At 62.7% G+C, this 20,656-nt stretch carries 23 protein-coding genes and 1 pseudogene; 14 read left to right on the forward strand and 10 right to left on the reverse strand.

Features of this window, described 5'->3' with window-relative positions; all coding sequences use genetic code 11:
• Positions 1-254 precede the first annotated feature (254 nt).
• From EN906_RS01215 to EN906_RS01225, 3 genes are all read left to right on the forward strand, one after another.
• Complete coding sequence (locus tag EN906_RS01215) at positions 255-710, forward strand: hypothetical protein (protein ID WP_127267824.1); 456 nt, start codon at positions 255-257, stop codon at positions 708-710.
• 115 nt (positions 711-825) lie between these two features.
• Complete coding sequence (locus EN906_RS01220; protein ID WP_127267823.1) at positions 826-1,893, forward strand: aldo/keto reductase; 1,068 nt, start codon at positions 826-828, stop codon at positions 1,891-1,893.
• 53 nt (positions 1,894-1,946) lie between these two features.
• Positions 1,947-3,212 (forward strand): cysteine desulfurase-like protein, encoded by a 1,266-nt coding sequence (locus tag EN906_RS01225; protein WP_127267822.1) that lies wholly within the window; start codon positions 1,947-1,949, stop codon positions 3,210-3,212.
• A 15-nt stretch (positions 3,213-3,227) separates the two neighbouring features.
• Here EN906_RS01225 and EN906_RS01230 read toward each other — a convergent pair whose 3' ends face one another.
• The 5 genes from EN906_RS01230 to EN906_RS01250 are packed head-to-tail and all read right to left on the reverse strand — an operon-like array spanning position 3,228 to position 8,745.
• Positions 3,228-4,256 (reverse strand): histone deacetylase family protein, encoded by a 1,029-nt coding sequence (locus EN906_RS01230; protein ID WP_127269881.1) that lies wholly within the window; start codon positions 4,254-4,256, stop codon positions 3,228-3,230.
• Positions 4,253-4,768 carry a GNAT family N-acetyltransferase gene (locus tag EN906_RS01235; protein WP_127269919.1) on the reverse strand — a complete coding sequence of 172 codons (516 nt, stop codon included), beginning with the start codon at positions 4,766-4,768 and terminating at the stop codon, positions 4,253-4,255. The genes EN906_RS01230 and EN906_RS01235 overlap by 4 nt, the downstream gene beginning before the upstream one ends.
• Positions 4,769-4,780: 12 nt before the next feature.
• Entirely contained in the window at positions 4,781-5,710 is a 930-nt protein-coding gene (locus tag EN906_RS01240; protein ID WP_127269879.1) for a 3-keto-5-aminohexanoate cleavage protein, read from the reverse strand.
• A 10-nt stretch (positions 5,711-5,720) separates the two neighbouring features.
• Positions 5,721-7,100 carry an aspartate aminotransferase family protein gene (locus EN906_RS01245; RefSeq protein ID WP_127269877.1) on the reverse strand — a complete coding sequence of 460 codons (1,380 nt, stop codon included), beginning with the start codon at positions 7,098-7,100 and terminating at the stop codon, positions 5,721-5,723.
• A 1-nt stretch (position 7,101) separates the two neighbouring features.
• Positions 7,102-8,745 (reverse strand): N,N-dimethylformamidase beta subunit family domain-containing protein, encoded by a 1,644-nt coding sequence (locus tag EN906_RS01250; RefSeq protein WP_127269875.1) that lies wholly within the window; start codon positions 8,743-8,745, stop codon positions 7,102-7,104.
• Between the two features lie 155 nt (positions 8,746-8,900).
• Between EN906_RS01250 and EN906_RS01255 the strand changes: the two genes are divergently transcribed.
• From EN906_RS01255 to EN906_RS01285, 7 genes and pseudogenes are all read left to right on the forward strand, one after another.
• The gene (locus EN906_RS01255) at positions 8,901-9,149 is read left to right on the forward strand and encodes a ParB N-terminal domain-containing protein (protein WP_127269873.1); all 249 of its coding nucleotides are present in this window, start codon (positions 8,901-8,903) and stop codon (positions 9,147-9,149) included.
• 373 nt (positions 9,150-9,522) lie between these two features.
• The gene (locus EN906_RS01260; RefSeq protein WP_127269871.1) at positions 9,523-10,008 is read left to right on the forward strand and encodes an SRPBCC family protein; all 486 of its coding nucleotides are present in this window, start codon (positions 9,523-9,525) and stop codon (positions 10,006-10,008) included.
• 43 nt (positions 10,009-10,051) lie between these two features.
• Entirely contained in the window at positions 10,052-11,008 is a 957-nt protein-coding gene (locus EN906_RS01265; RefSeq protein WP_127269869.1) for an alpha/beta hydrolase, read from the forward strand.
• Positions 11,009-11,100: 92 nt separating this feature from the next.
• A pseudogene (locus tag EN906_RS38885) lies at positions 11,101-11,217 on the forward strand (GFA family protein); the annotation flags it as partial.
• Positions 11,218-11,403: 186 nt separating this feature from the next.
• Positions 11,404-11,601: a hypothetical protein gene (locus tag EN906_RS01275; protein WP_013532087.1), complete on the forward strand. Its 198-nt coding sequence runs from the start codon at positions 11,404-11,406 to the stop codon at positions 11,599-11,601.
• 188 nt (positions 11,602-11,789) lie between these two features.
• Positions 11,790-12,662 carry an undecaprenyl-diphosphate phosphatase gene (locus EN906_RS01280; protein WP_127269867.1) on the forward strand — a complete coding sequence of 291 codons (873 nt, stop codon included), beginning with the start codon at positions 11,790-11,792 and terminating at the stop codon, positions 12,660-12,662.
• 76 nt (positions 12,663-12,738) lie between these two features.
• A complete protein-coding gene (locus EN906_RS01285) occupies positions 12,739-13,527 on the forward strand; it encodes a phosphodiester glycosidase family protein (RefSeq protein WP_127269865.1) in 789 nt (262 codons plus the stop codon).
• A 71-nt stretch (positions 13,528-13,598) separates the two neighbouring features.
• Here EN906_RS01285 and EN906_RS37980 read toward each other — a convergent pair whose 3' ends face one another.
• On the reverse strand, positions 13,599-13,874 hold the full coding sequence (locus tag EN906_RS37980; protein ID WP_164773642.1) for a hypothetical protein: 276 nt from the start codon (positions 13,872-13,874) through the stop codon (positions 13,599-13,601).
• On the opposite strand from EN906_RS37980, the gene EN906_RS01290 reads away from it, so the two are divergent.
• The 4 genes from EN906_RS01290 to EN906_RS01305 all read left to right on the forward strand — a co-directional run bounded on the left by EN906_RS01290 (position 13,873) and on the right by EN906_RS01305 (position 17,311).
• On the forward strand, positions 13,873-14,772 hold the full coding sequence (locus EN906_RS01290) for a GH25 family lysozyme (RefSeq protein ID WP_127267410.1): 900 nt from the start codon (positions 13,873-13,875) through the stop codon (positions 14,770-14,772). The genes EN906_RS37980 and EN906_RS01290 overlap by 2 nt on opposite strands.
• Before the next feature lie 152 nt (positions 14,773-14,924).
• Positions 14,925-15,533, forward strand: a complete 609-nt coding sequence (locus EN906_RS01295) for a class I SAM-dependent methyltransferase (protein ID WP_127267409.1) — start codon at positions 14,925-14,927, stop codon at positions 15,531-15,533.
• A gap of 119 nt (positions 15,534-15,652) precedes the next feature.
• Positions 15,653-16,618, forward strand: coding sequence for a DUF3592 domain-containing protein (locus EN906_RS01300; protein WP_236382785.1), 966 nt, complete (start codon positions 15,653-15,655; stop codon positions 16,616-16,618).
• 195 nt (positions 16,619-16,813) lie between these two features.
• The gene (locus tag EN906_RS01305; RefSeq protein WP_245476515.1) at positions 16,814-17,311 is read left to right on the forward strand and encodes a hypothetical protein; all 498 of its coding nucleotides are present in this window, start codon (positions 16,814-16,816) and stop codon (positions 17,309-17,311) included.
• A gap of 19 nt (positions 17,312-17,330) precedes the next feature.
• Here the strand turns inward: EN906_RS01305 and pqqE are convergent, their stop codons facing one another.
• Genes pqqE through pqqB form a run of 4 tightly spaced genes read right to left on the reverse strand, consistent with a single transcriptional unit; the run spans position 17,331 to position 20,435 of the window.
• Positions 17,331-18,452, reverse strand: a complete 1,122-nt coding sequence (gene pqqE, locus EN906_RS01310) for a pyrroloquinoline quinone biosynthesis protein PqqE (protein ID WP_127267407.1) — start codon at positions 18,450-18,452, stop codon at positions 17,331-17,333.
• On the reverse strand, positions 18,449-18,742 hold the full coding sequence (pqqD, locus tag EN906_RS01315; protein WP_245456776.1) for a pyrroloquinoline quinone biosynthesis peptide chaperone PqqD: 294 nt from the start codon (positions 18,740-18,742) through the stop codon (positions 18,449-18,451). The genes pqqE and pqqD overlap by 4 nt, the downstream gene beginning before the upstream one ends.
• Positions 18,742-19,500, reverse strand: coding sequence for a pyrroloquinoline-quinone synthase PqqC (gene pqqC, locus EN906_RS01320; RefSeq protein ID WP_127267405.1), 759 nt, complete (start codon positions 19,498-19,500; stop codon positions 18,742-18,744). Before pqqC ends, pqqD begins: the two co-directional genes overlap by 1 nt.
• Positions 19,497-20,435: a pyrroloquinoline quinone biosynthesis protein PqqB gene (gene pqqB, locus EN906_RS01325; protein ID WP_127267404.1), complete on the reverse strand. Its 939-nt coding sequence runs from the start codon at positions 20,433-20,435 to the stop codon at positions 19,497-19,499. The genes pqqC and pqqB overlap by 4 nt, the downstream gene beginning before the upstream one ends.
• Positions 20,436-20,656: the final 221 nt, after the last annotated feature.

Below are 20,656 nucleotides of genomic sequence, written 5' to 3' on the forward strand. Positions count from 1 at the left end.
GTATCGTAGCCTCGAACGCTGGCTACATGGCCGGTTTTTCCTCGCCACACCTGGCGAATTCCGGACTGCAAAAAAATACAGTCTGAATTTTTGTTTCTTGGGGTTGCGGTGGGTCAAGCGGTGCAGGCGACGGCTAAATTCGTTAAGATCGGTGGCATGCATTTTTAACGAGCCGGTTCTATGCTTCGGTACCCGAATGGTCGGGCGAGGGGGAGGCTGACATCGCTACTGGCGCCAAGCGGGATTTCGCTTCGTTGCTCGACGACCTCTTCATCGCCCCCGACAAGAATGGCGAGGGCGAAGAGGCCGGCGCTCGTCCATCCATCCCGTTTGACTATCTTTCGGTGGCCGATGAACTCCATTCCGGCCGCATCAAGGTTTCCGCTGCCGAATATCGCGAGGCGGGCGCGGATCTGGCGACGGAATTCGCCGCCTTGCTCGATCATGCCAAGCTGGCTCTCGCCGGCGAAGAGCCAAAGCCCGAGGAAAAGCTGCCGCCGATCGATCCCGAAGCCATCGCCGTCGAACTTGGCCTCGATCAGCCCAGGCAGGTCGCCGACTTCAGCCGCATGCGCCGCCGCTTTGCCTTTGCCAACCATCCCGACCGTGTCGCCCCGCATTTGCGCCAGCGCGCCATGATCCGCATGCAAGTGGCCAACATGCTGATCGACGAGGCCAAGCGCCGTGCACTAGCCGGTGCTCGCCGCTAACCCGGCTGGTTCACGCAAAAGTCGGTCTGGCGAGGCTTGGAGAGCGGCTCTGCTTTGCCTATAGATGCGGCTTCCTCCGCGCAGTCGCGCCAGCCTTCCTCCGGAGCCGAATTTCATGCACAAACGCCGTCTCGGTCGGACCGATCTTCTTGTGACCCAGATCTGCCTGGGCTCCATGACCTGGGGCCAGCAGAACACCGAGGCCGAAGGCCACGCCCAGATGGACCTGGCTTTCTCGCGTGGCGTCAATTTCATTGACACCGCTGAGCTCTATCCGATCCCGCCCAAGGCGGAGACGCAGGGACGGACCGAAAAGATCATCGGCAACTGGATGAAAGCCAAGGGCAACCGCGACAAGGTGATCCTGGCCTCGAAGGTCGTCGGCCGCACGGCCAACAGCTGGTTTCGCGGCGACAGGCCGTCGCAACTGGTGCGCGCCGACATCTTTGACGCCATCGACAAGTCGCTGGCCAAGCTCGGCACCGACTATATCGACCTCTACCAGATCCACTGGCCGGAGCGGGATATCCCCTGGGGCGGCAACCCGACGCGCGTCGGCGCCGTGTCGCCGCGCGCCGATTCCGTCGGCGCACCGGCCGACGAAACACCGATCGCCGAGACGCTTGGCGTCTTCGACGAACTGGTGAAGGCGGGAAAGATCCGCCATTTCGGGCTGTCGAACGAGAGTTCCTGGGGCGTGATGCGGTTCCTTGCCGAAGCCGACAAGGGCATCGGCCCGCGCGTCGCGTCGATCCAGAACGCTTACAATCTCGTCAACCGCACTTTCGAGGTGAACCTCGCCGAGGTCTGTGAGCGCGAGCAAGTGTCGCTACTGCCCTATTCGCCGCTGGCACAGGGCTATCTCACCGGCAAATACGACCATGGCGCGCGACCGCAGGGGTCCCGCTCGCAGCTGTTCAATCGCGGCCAGCGCTACGAGACGCCAGGTGCCGCTGAAGCACAACTTGAATACAATGAGCTGGCGCGCTCCTTTGGCCTGGAGCCGGCACTGTTTGCCAATGCCTATGTCTCGAGCCGGCCGTTCGTAACCTCCAACATCGTCGGCGCAACGACGCTTTCGCAGCTCGACATGGCGCTGTCTTCTGTCGACGTCACCTGGACCGAAGAAATGCAGAAGGCGGTGGACGCGATCCACCAGCGGGTCGGCAATCCCTGTCCTTGAACGGGATTGGCCGCAGGCCGAATATCCAATGATTACAACGGGAGCGAGCAGCAATGAATTTTCCAGTCGAGGCAGTGCGTGAAAAATTTCCGGCTCTCTTCCTGACCGACAAGGGCCGCCGCCGCATCTATCTCGACAATCCTGCCGGCACGCAGGTGCCACAGGCGGTGGCGGACGCGGTGTCGCGCTGCCTGTTGACCACCAATGCCAACCTTGGCGGCTTTTTCGAAACCACGGTCGCCGCGCAGGCCGTCGTCGACGACGCGCACCAGGCCATGGCCGATTTCCTTGGCGCCGCCAGCCCCGAGGAAATCATCATCGGCGCCAACATGACGACGCTGACCTATCACATGTCGCGCACGCTCGGCCGCACGATGCAGCCCGGCGACGAGATCATCCTCACCCGCATGGACCATGAGGGCAATGTGTCGCCCTGGCTGCAGCTGGCCGAGGATCTCGGGCTCGTCGTGCGCTGGCTGCCGTTCGATGAAAAGAGCTGGCAGGTCGAAGAGGCGACGCTGGCCGGTCTGTTTTCGGAGAAGACACGGCTGGTCGCGTTGAACTACGCCAGCAATTTGACCGGCTCGATCAATCGGGTGAAGGCGCTGACTGCGATGGCCAGGAATGCCGGCGCCCTTGTCTATGTCGATGCCGTCCAATTCGCGCCTCACGGTCTGATCGACGTGCAGGAGCTCGGCTGCGATTTCCTGATCTGCTCGGCCTACAAATTCTTCGGCCCACATATGGGCATATTGTGGGGCCGGCGCGACGTCGTCGAGACGCTGGAGCCCTACAAGTGCCGCTGCTCTTCCAACGGCCTGCCGGAGCGGTTCGAACTCGGCACGCCGCAGATCGAGCTGATGGCCGGTCTCACCGCCGCGGTCGACTACTTTGCCGACCTTGGCGCGGCGGCGGGCGAGGGCGGTTCAAGAAGGCAGAAGATCGCCAAGGCGTTTGCGGTTTCGATCGCCTATGAAAACCCGCTGGCGCAACAGCTGATCGATGGCCTGTCCGATGTCGAGGGCCTGACCATCCACGGCATCACCGATCCGAAGCGGCTCGGCGAGCGCGTGCCGACGGTTTCCTTCACCGTCGATGGCATCGTGCCCGAAACGATCGTGCGGCAGATGAACGCCGAAAACATCTTCCTGTGGTCTGGCCACAACTATGCCTGGGAGATCGTCCACCAGCTCGGCATTCCGGCCGAGCATGGCGTCGTGCGTATCGGCATCGCCCACTACAACACTGCAGCCGAAATCGACCAGACGCTGGAGAGCGTACACCGTGTGATCGCCATGCTCAGGCAGCAGCGCTCCTGACGCTGGCTTGAGCATTCACCGCGTCTTGCCGCCGAAGCCGGTGAGGAACGCGGTGAGATTGTCGCCGAGTTCGTCGCAGAGGTAGCCGCCCTCCTGGACGATGACCGTCGGCAGGCCGAGCTTTGCGATAGCCTCGCCGATGCGCAAGAAACCCGGCGTCGTCACCGAAAGTCCGCCGAACGGATCGCCCTCGAACGCGTCGAGGCCGAGCGCCACGACCAGCGCGTCCGGCGAAAAGGCACGGATGCGCTGGAACGCCACCTCGAGCGCCTCGAGAAACGCCGCGTCGTCGGATTTGCGCGGCAGCGGCAGGTTGAAATTGTAGCCGAGGCCTGGCCCTTCGCCGCGCTCGTCGGCATGGCCCCAGAAGAACGGATAGAAGCGCACGGGATCGGCATGCAGCGAGACGGTCAGCACATCCGGCCGTGCGTAGAAGATGCCTTGCGTGCCGTTGCCGTGATGCAGGTCGACATCGAGGATCGCCACCCGTGCGGCCTGCTTACGCAGAACCTGCGCCGCGACGGCCGAGTTGTTGATGAAACAGAAGCCGCCGGCGACATCGGCAAAGGCGTGGTGACCGGGCGGGCGGCATAGCGCGTAGGCGGCCGGTACGCCTGACATCACCGCCTCGGCCGCATCGACCGCGGTCCAGGCGCTCCACAGCGCGCTTTGCCAAGTCTCGCCCGAGATCGGGCAAGCGGTGTCGGCCATATGGTAGCCGGCCTGGCCGACTGCCGAGGCCGGATACGAGCCGTTGCGCGCGATCGGATGGATGTTGGGGATCACTTCGGCCGAAGCACCCTCGATGCGCTGCCAGCGCGCGTAGATATGCTCGAGGAAATCCAGATATTCGGGCGTATGCACCGCCGCGACCGGACCGAGCCCATGATTGCGAGGCCGCTCGATCGTGCAACCCGCAGATAATGCGCCGGCTAACAATCTCTCGACGCGCTCCGGCTGTTCCGGATTGGGCTGTGCCGCACCGCTTGACAGGAAGGCCTTGGGGTCGTGACGCTTTTGTTCCTCGGCATAGAAGGCTTTCATTTGTGATCCCCGTTTTCCGGCGCGTCGGCGAAGGCAAAGAAGGCCTCGCCGATGATTTTTTGGGTCTGCTCATAGCTCGACCAGGCGATGCCCAGCCTTTCGTAGAAAGTCTTGGCGCCTTCATTGTCGGTGTCGACCGACAGCCGGAGATAGACGCCGCCTTCGTTCCGGCACTGCGCCGCAACATGCCGCAACAGCCGCTCGCCGATCTTGCGGCCGCGAAACCGGTCCTCGACATAGAGGTCCTGCACATAGACGCCAGGCCGCCCCATCCAGGTCGAAAAGATCGGGAAATGCAGGCAAAGCCCGGCAAATTCCCCGCCGACTTCGGCGATCAGGGTCGAAAAGGCGGGTTTTTCGCCAAAGCCGTACGTTCTGAGATCGTCCGGCGTCGAGAAGATCTCCTCGGGCGCGCCGATATGCGTGCCGAGCTTCAGGATCGCCGCGTGGATGGTTTCGACGTCTTCGATCCGGCCGGGGCGTAAGAGGACGTCATTGGATGTTGGATTGATCACGGTCGTCTCTCAAAACGCCACCCGGTCGCCGCCCTTGAGCGCCAGCATGTCGCGCGCTTCGGTTGGCGTTGCAACCTCCAGAGACAGCCCGTCGAGAATGCCACGGATGCGGCGCACCTGGTCGGCATTGGATTTCGCCAACTGGCGGCCATCATAGAGACTGTCTTCCAGCCCGACCCGGACATTGCCGCCCATCGCCGCGGCGATCGAAATCAGCGGCATCTGCTGGCGGCCGGCGGCCAGCACCGAGAACTGGTAGCTGTCGCCGAACAATTTGTCGGCGATCCGCTTCATATGGACGAGGTTCTCCGGGTCGGCGCCGATGCCACCAAGAATGCCCAGCACGAACTGAATGAACAGCGGCCCCGACACCAGACCCCGGTCGCGGAAATGCGCCAGCGAATAGAGATGGCCGACATCGTAGCATTCGAATTCGAAGCGCGTGCCGCAGCCCTTGCCCAGCCGCTCCAGCACGCCCTCCATGTCGGCGAAGGTGTTCTTGAAGATGGTGTCGCGCGTCGCTTCGAGCAGCTTGGGTTCCCACTCGTGCTGCCATTCCCTTGGCTTGTCGAGCATCGGGAACAGCGCGAAATTCATCGAACCCATGTTGAGCGAGCACATTTCGGGTTCAGCCCGCAAAGGGGCTGCCAGCCGCTGATCGAGCGTCATCAGCGACGAGCCGCCGGTGGTGATGTTGATCACCGCATCGGTCGCCTGTTTGATGCGCGGCAGGAACTGCATGTAGACGTCCGGATCGGCGGTCGGGCGGCCATCCCTCGGGTCGCGGGCGTGCAGATGCAGGATCGACGCGCCGGCTTCGGCCGCCGCGATCGCCTCCGCCGCGATCTGGTCCGGCGTCACCGGCAGATAGGGCGACATTGACGGCGTGTGCACCGAGCCGGTGACGGCGCAGGTTATGATGACTTTTCTAGGCGCCATCTTTGTCGCCTCAGCCTTCGACCGGCAGGTCGAGTTCGGCAGCCAGCAACTCCAGCGAGTCGCCGATGATGGAAACGATCTCGCCGACCTGTTCGCTGGTGACGATCATCGGCGGCGCGACCATGAAATTGTCGCCGTCGACGCCACCCTTGACCCTGCGGCCATAGATGATCAGCCCGCGCTCATAGGCGAGGTCGAGCAGCCGCTGCGTGGCTTTCTTGGTCTGGTCGATCGGCCTCAGCGTCTCTGGATCGGCAACCATCTGGGCGCCGGTGAGCAGGCCCTTGCCGCGCACGTCGGCGATGAACGGAAACCGCTTCGCCAGCCCCTTCAGCCCGTCCATCAGCACATCACCCATGGCGGCCGCATTGGCGATCAGGTCGAGCCGGTCCATTTCACCGAGCACGGCAAGCCCGGCGGCGCAGGCCAGCGGGTTGCCGGCATAGGTGTGGCCGTGCTGGAAGCCGCCGGAGTCAAGCAGCGGCTGCACCAGCCGCATCGGGGCGGCGAGCGCGCCAAGCGGCGCATAGCCCGAACCCAGCCCCTTCGACAGCGCGACGATGTCGGGCTTGCAGTTCCAATGGTCGCCGCCTAGGAATTTGCCGGTGCGGCCGGCGCCGCTCATCACTTCATCGTGGATGAGCAGGATTCCGTAGCGGTCGCAGATCTCGCGGATGCGCGGATAATAGCTGTCCGGCGCGACCATTGCCGCGGTCGCCGCACCGCCGATCGGCTCCATGATGAAAGCGACCACGCTGTCTGGACCTTCCGCAAGAATCTTCTCCTCCAGCATGTCGGCATAGCGGATGCCGCGCTGTTCCATCGAGAGATTGTCGCGGTCGCGCCAGGCATTCGGCGCCGGCACGGTCGGCATAGCCCGCATCATCGGCTCGAACGTTTCGGCCAGCGCATCGTCGCCGGTGACCGAGAGCGAACCCAGCGTGCCGCCATGATAGGAGGGGAAGCGGGTGATCACCTTCCAGCGGCTGGCCTGGCCGGTGGCGACGGCCCATTGCCGCGCCAGCTTGATGCAGGATTCCGTCGCTTCCGAGCCGCCCGAGACGAAGAAGATGCGGTCCATGCCTTCCGGCAGCTTGCCGGCCAGTTCGCGTGCCAGCTCCTCCGCCGGCTCGTTCTCGAAATGCAGCCGATAGGCAAAGGTGGCGCGGTCCATCTGCCGCTTCATGGCATCCAGCACATTGCGGTTGGAGTGGCCGATATTGGCGACCATCGGGCCGCTCGAGCCGTCGATGAAGCGGCGGCCGTCCTGCGTCCACATATAGATGCCCTCGGCGCGGTCGATCAGCGGCCGGCGCAGGCTGGACAGATAGAACAGATGCGAGTCTCGCCGGGCGTCGGTGGCTTGCGCGGCGGTCTGGACTTTCGACATGTCAGGGCTTTCCGAGATAACGATCGAGGACATTTTTGGTGACGCGTTCGACCATCGGGTCCTGTCTTAGCAGGCCGGCGACCCATTCGCAGCTTCCGGCGTGGAACACCTCGCCCTTGCCGCGCGGGAAATTGACGATCATGCCGTTGCCGCGTTTGACCTTTTCCAGATTGGCGTCGCTCGCCTCGCCGAACAGCGTCTCGGCGGTGAAGCGGCCATCCTCGTCGGTGAGGAACTGGTCCTCGATCGGGATATCGGCGCTTTCCTCAACCTGGGATGCCATGCCGACGGCGAGAACCTGCAACCCCTCCGGTGCGCCGCTGGTGGCGGTCGGGTAGGGCAGGCCGCCGAGTATCTCGAAGTCGAGCCCGTCGACCTCATAGCCATAGACATGGCTGTCGGCCCCCAACAGGTCACCATAGTAGATGCCGGTGCCGGCAAAGGCCCAGTGCTCGGGCCGGTAGACCGGAAAACCACGCACGCCGCGCGGCGCGCAGCCGCCCCAACCGGTATAGACCCCGCGCGTCGCGTTGAGCCCGAAGGTCGCTGAACCCGGCCGGCCGATTTCCGGCGCTTCCCAGGAATTGGTGGCGCGGGTGACGTCGCTGCCTGGGAGATAGGCGGGGTCTTCGGCACGCGAGCGATATTTGTAGCAGACCTGCCGGCGGCCCTCGTCCTCGAGCCGCGTCTGCCACATGAAGTTACCGGCAAAGCGCGCCGCATGGCCGCCGCGCTCGACATAGGCGTCGACGGCATCGCGCATTTCCCAGGTCCAGTATTCGTCATGGCCGACGAAGACGGCGCAGTCGTAGCCGTCGAGAATTTCGGGCGAAGAATGGAGATCATGCTGGCTGACGAGATCGACTTGATAGCGGGCTCGCTCGGCAAAGCGGAAGAAATGGCTGTCATAGCTGGCCCAACCCGACGAGGCGTACTTTTTCGAATGGCCTGTGGCGAGCGCCCATTCCATGTGCGGATAGCGCGGGATCGTCTTGGGCGGTACGGCGACTTCCAGCGGCACGCGCGGCGCATCTTTCGGCAGCACGACGAAGCCACGGCACCAGGGGCGCTGTGTCGACACGATGGGCGAGTATTGGTTGCGGTCCGGCCCGGTAATGCCCTGGTAGTGGTTGGAACCGCCCCAGGTGTTGTAGGCCAGCCAGGTGCCCGTCGCCGCCACCTGCAGCACACGGCCGGGTTTACGGCCCGGCTGCGGGCTGACGATAAAAATATGGTGGCATTGGATCGGCTTGCCGTCGCGCCCGTCGGCGGTCAGCGTGACCCGATAGGCGCAGGACGGCCAGTCCGCCCCGACGCGAAATTCGAAGGATGCGTCCCAGCCGCAGCCTTCAGCCGAACACTGGTCGGGTGTGTCCTGCCGGCGTGCCGCGATGCCCGATTTTTCGAACACTTTGGTCTCGCTGCCGCCATCCCGGGTGATTGTCATGCCGAAGTTCGGAGCTGTCGAACTGACATGCAACGCCACCGTTTCGCCGGCGCGATAGGAAAACCGGTCGCTGTAGCACCAGATCTCGCCGCGCTCGCCATCCATCCCCGGCCATTCGTAATAATGGTCACGCACCGCGTGGCGGCGCTGCTCCGGCGTCAGTCCGAAATCGGGGAATTCGGTCGGCAGATGGGTCATGAACACCTGAAAAGGTCGAGGGCCGCCATTTCGGCGATCTGCCGGTCACGCGTCAAATAGAAACGATCGGGCCAGCATTCGCTAGCCGCACCCTTGGCCGCCTCCATCAAACGGACTATCTCAGTGGAGGCGGCGTTTCCGCCACGGGGGTCGGAATGCTCAGAGTGCAAAAGGTCAAGGTCGACGAGATCTACGTGCCGACGGCGCGCAAGAAGACGCTGCATCCCGAGACCGTTCGCCATCTGGCCGAGGACATTTTGGAAAACGGCATGAAGACGCCGATCCAGGTCCGCCATGACGGCAAGCGCCACATCCTCGTCGAAGGCCTGCACCGGCTCGAGGCGGCAAGGTGGCTCGGCGAGACCGAGATCGAGGCTTATCTGGTGCAAGCCAAGCGCCACTGACGCATCGAGTTTCTCGGCGCAGAAGTTTTTATCGAATGCCTTGGCGATTGGCTCGAACCCTGATCGCTTCGTCATCCACGGGCGGAGCAAGGAGCGCAGCGACGCGGCGCAGACCCGAGGATCCATGCCGCGACTCCAACGCGTCACGACGGTGCGGAATTCTTGCTCCGCTGCATTCCTCGACAACGGTCGCGGCATGGATCCTCGGGTCTCCGCGACGGAGCTCCGCTCCTGCTCCGCCCGTGGATGACGAAGGTGGGGAACGCCTTGGGCCCATCGAGACGGTGCCGACATTTTTTCACTGGCCGATGTCGGTTTGCGGTTCATCGGCTCGTCCTTGGGACGGAAGCCAGATCAAACGCAGGACGCCATCATGACCATCAAGCTCGACATCGCCCCCACCAATGACCGTGAACTGGTTCTCGCCCGCATCATCGATGCACCGCGCGAGAACGTCTATCGCTGCTGGACCGACCCGAAACTGATTACGCGCTGGTTCTCGCCAAAGCCGTGGACGACGCCGCGCGCCGAGATGGATGTGCGCACCGGCGGCTCGAGCCTTGTCGTCATGGCTAGCCCGGACGGCAACGAATTCCCCAACCCGGGAGTCTTCCTCGAAGTCGTTCCCGGCAGGAAGATCGTCCTCACCGACGCCTACACAGAGGCTTGGCAGCCTTCGGAAAAGCCGTTCATGACCGTCGCGCTGACCTTCGAGGACGAGGGCAACGGCAAGACCCGCTACATCGCTCGGGTCAGGCACTGGAGCGTCGCCGACCGCGAACAGCATGAGAAGATGGGTTTCCACGAGGGTTGGGGACAGTGCGCCGACCAGCTCGAAGAACTCGCCAAAACGCTTTGATCCGCATGACGCTCTGATACCGGCATGACGAGAGGAGATCGATATGTCCAAAACCCTGTTTTTCGCCATTCTTGCTTCGGTTGCAGCGCTCGTTGGCTGCCCAGGCACCACCAATGCGGAGGAGACAAAACCCGCCATGACGACTGAGACGAACGCACTGCCGAAGCCGGAAAAGTCCGGCCTGCTGCCGATCAACGGCCTGAATTATTATTATGCCATCTATGGCAAGGGCGAGCCGCTGCTTCTGCTGCATGGCGGTCTCGGCACCACGGATATGTTCGCGCCGATCCTGCCGAAACTTGCCGAAAACCGCACCGTCATCGGCGTCGACCTGCAGGGTCACGGTCGCACCGCGCTGGGCGACCGCCCATTCACCGTGGAGGCGATGGGCGACGACATGGCCGCCATCGTCAAGGCGCTCGGTTACGATCAGGTCGATCTCATGGGCTACTCGCTGGGCGGCGGCGTCGCCTTCCGCATGGCCGTCCAGCATCCCGAAGCGGTACGCCGCCTCGTCCTGGTATCGACGGGCTACGCCACGGACGGCTTCTATGACGAGATGCGTCCCCAGCAGGCACAGGTGAGCGCGGCCGCGGCTGAGTTCATGAAGGACACGCCGATGTACAAATCCTACGTCGCCGTGGCGCCGCATCCTGAGGAGTTCCCGAAGCTCCTCGATGCGCTGGGCGGCTTCATGCGTCAGAACCGCGATTACTCGGCCGACGTCGCCAAGCTGAAGATGCCGGTCATGCTGGTCTATGGCGACAGCGATATGTACAAGCCCGAACACGAGATCAAGTTCTATCAGATGCTCGGCGGCGGGCTGAAGGATGCCGGCTGGATGCGCGAGAACCTGTCGCAGAACCGCCTGGCGATCCTGCCCAACCGCACCCACTACGACACTTTCTTCGCCCCCGAACTGACGGCCGCCGCGCTGCCGTTCCTCAACGGCCAGACCAAGGTCAAAACCTGGGACGAGGTCGTCGGCGAAACGGAGTGAACGCCAAAGCCGCCGGCTGTTAGCGGGCAGCCGGCCATTCCATGGAAGCGATGACGGCTTTCGGCGTCATCGCTTAACCCCCACTCGCATGGCTCGACGATCCCACGGTTTTCAAGCCGCAAATGCATATTTTCACGGGCTCGAGGCAGCCCTGGGTGGTGCTCGATGACAGCCTGCCGAAATACGAAGGCGCCCCTCCGCCAGGCTAATTTTTCCCTTCTCCCCTTGTTGTGGAAGGAAATGGATCGACGCGCAGCGCCAAGGGCCAGGGGAGAGCGCAAGCATGGCCAAAATTTAATCCAAATCGACACGAGATAGCCGGCAAAGCGTCATTGGCGGGCCATCATTGTCTCCCTATTTATGGGTCGCGGGTACGGCATTCGAGGAGACGACGGATGAACGACAGCATCAGCACCCTGGACGAGCTTTTGAGCGATCCGATGGTCCTGCTTGTGATGGAGCGCGATCGTGTGCGCCCCGAACAGGTGCGCATGCTGCTCGAACGGGCTCGCCGGCCTTCGACCGATGAGCCCGAAGTGCCGCCGGCGCATGTGATCGCCAGGACATGCCAGAAACTCTGGCTCTGCCCGTAGTCGCTTTGCGATTTTCGCTGTGTATCTCAAGCCGGCTCCAAGGTGGGCCGGTTTCGAACGGCGTGCACTTCGGCACGCCAGCTTACAAATCCGTAAATTGATTATCCGGCCCATGACGATAAGGCTTGCCCGGGATTGACCGATGGTCGGTCCACGCAACTCCGATCTCTCATGCACGGAATTCGATTTTGGCCGATATCTGCACACAAGGCCTGGATACGGGCTTCGTCGGCCTGGGGTTCGCCAAGGTGGCGTTCCTCGGCGTGGTGCAAGGCATCACCGAACTGTTGCCGATTTCCTCGACCGCCCATATGCGCATCGTGCCGGCCGTGCTCGGCTGGCAGGATCCTGGCTCCGCCTTCTCCGCCGCCATGCAACTCGCGGCTCTTGCCGCGGTGGTCAGCTATTTCTGGAGTGATGTCAGGAATATCCTGTTTGGTTCTTTCAACGCTCTGGCGCGACGCGATTTCGCCGACCGGCATTTCAAGCTGGCGCTCTGGATCGTGCTGGCGACGATCCCGATCGTCATCGCCGGCGTGGCGCTGTCTGGCGTGCTCAACGCCTGCAATTCGCCGCTACGCAGCCTGACGGTGATCGGCTGGGCCTGCATCGCAATGGCGATCCTGCTGGCGCTGGCCGAGATCTTTGCTCGTCACCGGCGCAGCATGGGGGGTGCGTCGCTGACCGATGCGCTGCTCGTCGGTGTTGCCCAGATCGGCGCACTTGTCCCCGGCGTGTCGCGCTCGGGCTCGACCCTGACGGCGGCATTGGGGCTCGGCTTCAAGCGGGCCGAGGCGGCGCGCTTCTCATTCCTGCTCGGGCTGCCTGCCATCGCGCTCGCCGGCCTCAAGGAACTCTGGGAACTGCACAAGGTCCATCTCGACGCCCATGGCTGGTCGGTGCTTGCTGTCGGGCTGGTCGTTGCGTCGATCTCCGCCTTCTTCGCCATATGGGGGCTGATGCACGTGCTGGAGCGTTTCTCGGCCTGGCCGTTCGTCATCTATCGCGGCCTGCTCGGCATCGTCTTGTTGTTGAGCGTCGCCATGGGATGGCTTGCCTAAGTCCAGAGCCTTTCACAGTCTCGCTTGAAACAGGTTATATCCGTACCGGACCTCGAACTTCGATTCCGGTAAGCGCATGGATTTCCTGACCCTCCTGCAATCATTGCCGTTGCTGCTGGCATTGGCCAAGGGCGCACTGCCGTCGGTGGCGGCATTTGGCATGGGATTTGGCCAGTGGACCGCTTCACTGCCGCCATGCCGGGACTTCACCTTCGAGGCGACCAGCTATCTCGTTTGCGAGGTCGATCCAAAACGATATCAGCTCGAGCTGTTCTGGAAGGATGCGGCGGGCAAGCCGTTTCAGTCGCTGCACAATCTGCATGCCACGCAACAGGCGGCAGGGCGCACCATGCTGTTCGGCATCAATGCCGGTATGTATCACCCGAACCTCGCGCCGGTCGGCCTCTATGTCGAGCGTGGCCAGGAGATGGCCTCGGTGAAAACGGGATCGGGAAGCGGCAATTTTTCCCTGCAGCCGAACGGCATTTTCTACATGCGCGACGGCAAGGCCGCGGTCCGCGCCACCAGGGATTTCGTGAAAAGGCGCCCGACCGTCGACTATGCGACGCAATCGGGGCCGATGCTGGTGATCGACGGCAAGCTGCATCCAAAATTCCAGGCTGACGGCACTTCGCGGAAAACCCGAGACGGTGTCGGGGTGCGAAAGGACGGCGTCGCGGTTTTTGCGATTTCGAACGGCATGGTGACCTTCCATGCCTTCGCCCGTCTGTTCCGCGATGCGCTCGGCTGCGACAACGCGCTCTTCCTCGACGGCACGATATCAAGCTTGTTTGCGCCTGCCATCGGCCGCAAAGACGACTATTGGAATCTCGGGCCGATGATCGGCGTTTTCAAAAAATCCTAGCCGGTTTCCATCGCGCTTGCCGCACGCGGTATGGGCGAAAAAAACTTGATTCAAACTTTATTGGTAATTTCTCATTCATAACTGATCTGGTTTGTCCGTCGGCTGTCGTTTTGCCCTCGGTCTGTTGTGTTTTGAGTACAGGTCCAGATGCGGATTCCGGGCGTCGTCAGTTTTTTGATCGCATCGCTATGCCTTGCCGGCTGCTCGTCGACGGCCGGCGTCGACGCGCTGGATTTGCAGAAACCGTCCAACGAGACCACCAGTTCCGTGATCCGGCCGCCGGCACCGATCGCCGCTGCTCCGGCGGCAAGGGGCAACAGGGCGGCAAGGGCCGGATTGGCTCCCATGTCTGACAACGGTCCGGGGGAAAAACCGCGCCCGTTCGGCTTGGCGGAGGAGGAAGAGACGGGCGTGTTTGCCGCGCCCGACGTGCCTGATCCCCAAGTGCCTGATGTCGGCGGGCTGCCGGTCGAGCCGGCAGCCTTGGTGTCGCCGCCCAAGCTGTTGACCCGCGCGGCACCGGCCATGCTGGCCGGGCCGCTCACCCGTTACGGATTTCGCGACGCCAAGCCGATCAATTTCGGCAAGGGTTCGCCTCGCCGCCTTGCAGTGCACGGCGTCGACGTCTCGCGTTGGCAAGGCAACGTCAACTGGGACAAATTGCGGGCCCAGGGCGCCAACTTCGCCTACATCAAGGCGACCGACGGTGGCGACCACCTCGATCCGATGTTCATGAAAAACTGGCGCAGCGCCGACGCCGCCGGCTTGAAGCGCGGCGCCTACCATTTCTTCTACTGGTGCCGCACGGCCGGCGAGCAGGCGGACTGGTTCATCCGCAACGTGCCCAGGGTCGAAGGCGCACTGCCGCCGGTGATCGACGTCGAATGGAACGGCGAGTCCAGCTGCAAGCGGCGGCCGTCGCGCGAAAAGGTGCTGGAAAAGATGCAGGTGTTCATGGACAAGCTGGAGCGGCATTACGGCCAACGTCCCATCATCTACACCGCGCCCGATTTCTACCGCGACAATCTCAGGGGCGAATTCCTCGACTATCCGTTCTGGCTGCGTGCCGTGGCCCAGCATCCGTCAAAGGTCTATCCCGGCCGCAAATGGCTGTTCTGGCAGTATTCCGGCTCCGGCCTGTCGCACGGCGTCACCGGCCGCATAGACCTCAATGTCTTCCATGGCGACGAACGGCAATGGCGCGCCTGGGCCGGCGGCCGGCAGACGGTAGCCGACGCCAACTGAGACAGTCGTCAGTCCCGGCGCACTTCGCTCTGCCTGATGTCCGCGGTCTGGGCAACGCGACATCGGGCTGCTCGATGGACACGCTTCCGCCGGCAGCATTCGCTGAGGAAAGTGTCCGGCTCTTTGACCGACATGGACGCATGGGAGGAAAGATGGGTGTGTCATCGGAGGCTCTGGCACAGAGCCGTCAAACGATCAGCGCTTACGAGGATTATGCGGAACAATATGATGCCATCGTGCGCCATGTTCCCAACGAGAGGGAGCAGGCATCGCTCAAGCGCCTGGTGGCAATCGCCGGTACAGGCGGCCGGATTCTGGAAGTCGGGTCCGGAGCCGGATACGACGCGGATTTTCTGGAGACTTTGGGTGTCAAAGTCCGGCGCACCGACGCGACCAAGCGGTTTCTGGAACTGCAGGCCGCGCGTGGCAAGCATGGCGAGTTGCTCGATCTCATCACCGATGATCTCGGCGGCCCCTACGACGCGGTTCTGGCCCTGTGCGTCCTCATCCATGTGCCTCGCGACGAGACCGACCAGGTGCTTGCCAAGATAGCCGGGTCGCTGCGCCCGGGCGGCGCCTTTCTCGTCTCGATGCGTAATGGCGACGGCGAGACATCAGGCGAATATCATACGGTCTACTGGCGCAGGGACGACTTCGCGGCCCGTCTCGAAGGCGCCGGGCTCGTCCTCATCAGGGACGATTTCAACGTCGGCCGCGATAGCGAAGAATGGAACACGTTCCTGGCCGTGAAGCCTGCATGACGCGGCGTGGGCTGTTGCCGTTTGCGCTGCTCAACCTTTTCAGATTTTGCGAATAAGCAAGACATTGCCGCAGCCTTGCTGTCTATGTGCGAGTTCCTGCACTCCTGGGGGGAGACGAGTTGGAACTCAAGATCATGCTTGTCGGCTTTGCCTGCGTGGTCGCGGGCGCGCTGTCGTTCATCACCTTCATGAAATGGCGAGAGGTGAAGGCACTCAGCCGCTGGCTGCCGACGCCGGGAAAGATCATTTCCTCGCGCGTCGAGGCACGTGAGGTCAGAAACTCGGGCGTTGGTTCGGACAGCACTGACACCACCGAAATGCGCAATTTTCCGGCGATCACCTTCGAATACAAGATCGGCGGCAAGAAATTTCAAAGCTCGCGCTACAGCGTGAAAGAGAATTTGGGGAATTTCGAAGTCACGGAGACCCTTGCCCAGTTTCCCCGCGGCGCGGAGGTGACTGTCTTCTACAATCCGGCCGATCCGAGCAAAGCGGTGATCGAGCGCACCCTGCCGGACGGCGCCTTCAAGTTCATGGTCCAACTCTCGGCCGGCCTAGTGTTCGGCGCGGTTGTGCTGGTGTTTTCCGTCGGCGGTGTTCTGGAGGCGATCGGGCCGCATTTGCCCAAACCGCAGAATCTCGGTGCCGCGGCGTTGCTGCTTTTTATGGGCTTGTTCATCCTGAGCATCGGTTTCGCCCAGAAAGCGTTGGCCGAGCAGGCGGCAAAATGGCCGATCGTGGTTGGCCGCATCGACACTTCAGGTCTGCAGGCGCTCCGAAACCATTCAGGCTATGGCCGCTGGCGCACCGTCTTCAAATCCCGCATCGTCTACTCCTATGGCGTCGCCGGCCAGCGCTACAGCGCCGATCGTGTAACGTTCGGCGCCACCGTGACCGCCTCGCTGTCCGGCCTCGTCGGCGGCCAGGCACGGCAGTATATCGAAGGCAGCAAGGTCGACGTCCACTATGACCCCGCCAACCCCGGCTCGGCAGTGCTCGAATGCCGGGTCCGGGGGCTTTGGCTGCTATGGACCTGCTCGGCAGGTTTTCTCGGTGGCGCGGCCTTTCTGCTCGGGCTGGTTTGAGCGTGCCAGCCGACTTCGCCAATGCCAATTCAGACGGCTCCGCATGGGATGCCTTTACCTTGACAGGATGCAGCGATGAATAGGGTGCGATCGATCATCTGGGCCTGCGCCCTGCTTGCATCCGCGACAATGTCCGCGATGGCAGACGAGCCGGCGCCGTCGCGCTCGCCGATCGACAAATGCGTCTGGGAAAGGTTGTCTGACAAAAATATCGGGCTGGCCGCCTGGGCGCAACGCTGCGACTTCGGCTTCCGCCAGATTCATTTCGAATTCGCCGACAACGCGCTTGCCATCAAATACAGCGACGGCGGCGCGGCCGATCCTCTCGTCGAACTGTTCGACATCATATCGGGTGAAACTGCCGAGGCTGCATTGCGCCGCCTGTTCCTGGAAAAAACCGACAAGACTGTCAGCGCCCGCTGCGTGCTGACGCCTTACACGCAGGGCACGGAGCCTGCAGGCGTCAAACGCTACTCATTCAGCCCTGACGCCTCCTATGCGGAAGAACTCAAAGCGCTTGCCAGTTCCGACGAGGTTCCCGAACCGCCCTGCGGCGACTGGGGTGAAATGCCTGACGGCATCCAGTATTTCGAGGTGCCGGCGGGTGAGGGGCACAGGCTTCTGTTTGTGCGCATCGGCCAGGACGAGCCATTGTTTGACGAGCAGACGCTTCGCGTTTTCCGGAGGGGGTGAGAAGCGCTTTCTCGCCAGGTCAGGCGGATTCGGTCATGGCACCGATCCGCCGGTAGACGAACGGTTCTTCTCTCGAAGGAGCTGTGGCAATGCGCTTGGCTTCGTCGATCAGCATTGCCATGCGAGCATGGATCGGCGATTTCGCGCAAGCGGGGTCCGTTGCAGCGGCATCGCCGGCGATCGCCATCGCCTGGCAGCGGCAGCCGCCCCAGTCGATCTCGCGCCGCTCACAGCCGCGACAGGGTTCCTGCATCCAGTCCGTGCCGCGAAAGGCATTGAACCCCGGTGAATCGGCCCAGATCGAGGACAGCCTGCGTGGTTCGAAACGCTCGAAGCTGAGCGACGGGATCGTCTGTGCGGCATGGCAGGGCAGTACGGTGCCGTCAGGCGTCACCATGAAGGCGTCCCGCGCCCAGCCGCCCATGCACGGCTTGGGATAGATCGCGAAATAGTCCGGCGTCACAAAATCGATGTTGATGATGCCGGCCAGTCGCTCCTGTGCCTCCGCAACGATCTCCGCCTGCCTGTCGACCGCTTCACGCTCGGGCATCAGTTGGTCGCGATTGGTCAACGCCCAGCCGGCATACTGCACATTGGCGATCTCGAGCCTCTCCGCGCCCAGCGAAAGGGCGAGATCGATGAATTCCGGCACTTCCTCGATGTTATGGCGATGGATCGGTGCGTTGATGGTAAGAGGCAGACCGGCAACGCGCGCGCGGCGTGCCGTCTCCAGCTTCTTTTCGTGAGCGCCCTTGTGGTTGCCGATGCGATCGGTGGTCGCCGGCCGCGCGCCCTGAAAGCTCAGTTGCAGATGGTCGAGGCCGGCTTCGGCAAATGCCTCGATACGGCCCTCGACGATGCCAACGCCCGCGGTAATCAGATTGGTGTAGACGCCGCGCCCCGCAAGCCCGGCGATCAATTGCTCGAGGTCGCGGCGCAGTGTCGGCTCGCCACCGGACAGATGCACCTGGAGCACTCCCAGATCGGCGGCCTCCGAGAACAGGGCGAGCCAGGTCTCTGTGTCGAGTTCGCGATTGGCCTTCAGCAGTTCCAGCGGATTGGAGCAATAAGGGCATTGCAGCGGGCAGCGATGCGTCAGTTCCGCCAGCATGCCGATTGGAGGGAGGAGGGGCGTGCTCATAACCTCACCAGCAGCTTGTCCGACCATTCCTGCAGGAAGGCGAGGACGTCGGTCGCCACGGCCTCCTGTTCGGCCTCATAATCCGCGGCAAGGCCAGCAATGATATCGCCTGCCGTTGACCGTCCATCGCAGCGGCGCAAAATATCGAGACTGACATCGTTCGGCCAGAATATCTTTTCGGGTGAAAGCACGGCGAATGCCTGCCGCACGGAATCGTATTGTATGCGCACGTGTTTCGGCAGCGAAGGTACCGATCGCAACGACACCACGGCTCTTTCGCGCAGCGCCATCATTGGGCTGCCTCGGGCTGGAAGGCGCCGGGCGGTATGTTTCCCTGCTCGCCATAGGCGTGTTGAAGCGCGTCAAGCATGGCCCAGAGTATATCGCATTTGAACACCAGTGCATCGATTGCCTGCTGCTGGCGCTCCGCCGTATCGGCATGGCTGAGCACGTAGGCGAGGGCGAAGTCGGCGTCACGCGAGGCCTGTTCGGGCCGTTGCCTGAAATAGGCCAGCGTGTCCTCGGTGATGTAGTCGTATTTGGCCAGCATTGCCGGCACCCGCTCGCCGATGATGAGTGGCGAGAACATCTCGGTCAGCGAGGACGCGACCGCCTCGAACAACGTCCGGTTTGTGCAAAAGGAAAGGTAAGCGCCCACCGCGAAGCGCGTCGCCGGCAGTGCCAGCCTTTCGCTCTTCACGGCCTCGGCGTCCAGGCCGAGCGAAGTTGCCAGATGCAGCCAGCGCGCGATGCCGCCGCTCCAGCCGTCCTCGCCGTCATGATCCTCGATCCGCTTGCGCCACGCGGCGCGAAACGCTGGATCCTCGGCATGCACGAGTATCATGGCATCCTTGCGCGGGATGACCGCCTGATAGCAATAGCGGTTCAGCGCCCAGGCCTTTATCTCGGCCTTCGACAATGCGCCGCTGGTCATCCTGTGGTGAAAGGGATGGCGATTGTGATAGCGCTCGGCGCCAACCTGCCTCAGCACGGCTTCGAGAGCGCTCTTGGAGAGTCCGCCTTTGGCTGCATCGCGGAAGTCGCTCAAAATTCCATCTCCATACCGTCGCTTGCGATTTCCCAGCCGGCCGCCTTGACCGCCGCGTGCTCGGCGGAATTCTCGTCAAGGATGGGATTGGTGTTGTTGATGTGGACGAAGACGCGACGGCCGACCCTCACATCGGCCAAGCCTGCGATCGAACCCGATTCTCCCGAGATCGCCAGATGCCCCATGCGCGCGCCGGTTTTCTGACCGACGCCGGCGACGATCATCTCGTCGTCGGTATAGACCGTGCCGTCGAACAGAAGCCAGGCGGCATCGGTGAGACGCGTGCGCAAGGCCGCATCGATGCGCGCGCAGCCCGGAATATAGAAGACGGAGCCGCGGCTGCCGATGCCGGCAATTCGGACTCCGATCGTATCACCTGCGTCGGAGCTGAAATTGGCATCCGGATGGTCTCTATCCTCCAGATAGAGTGCTATCTTCCCGGGCACTGGAAAGGGCTCGATCATTACGCCGGTCTCGCGGCCTTCTGCGTCGCAAATGGCCAATTCTTTCGCCGGCGGCAGGATGCGCCGCGGCACAAGCGCTGGATCGAGAACGTTGAAAATCGAATTCGCCTCCAGCGTCGCCAGAACCTGCGCCGTTGCATAAATGGCGAAAGGCTGCCGCTCGCGCAGGCTGAGCAGTCCAGCGATATGATCGACATCGGCGTTGGTCAGCACCACCGCGCGAATAGGCGTGGAGCGCAGCGGCGCATCGCCCGCAGGCTGCAGTTCAGGTGTTGCAGCGATTTGCTGGCGAATGTCGGGCGAGGCATTGAAAAGAACCCAGCCGAACCCGTCCGCGGAGGCGGCGATACTGGACTGGGTTCGTGAATGCACCCCGGCCATGCCGGTGCGAGCCGCACGACTCAGACGGTAGTTGCAGTTCCATTGCGGAAAGCCGCCGCCCGCCGCCGATCCGATGATCCTCAAATGCATGAAAATGCCCGCGCGCCGGCTTCTCTGACCTGCAGGCAATTTGCAGTCACAAAAAACGCTTCGCGCGCTTTGCGTGCGTCAAAATCTTTCACGAAAATCCATGGGGCGAGGGGATGCGCGCCCCTGTCGCCAGGGACGCGCACCTCTGCGGCCTACTTCTTGGGAGTAATTTCAGCAGGCAGATACCGTGAAATTTCGAAGCCAGCGGCAACCTGACACAT

This window comes from Mesorhizobium sp. M7A.F.Ca.CA.004.06.1.1 (assembly GCF_003999135.1).
GTDB lineage: Bacteria > Pseudomonadota > Alphaproteobacteria > Rhizobiales > Rhizobiaceae > Mesorhizobium.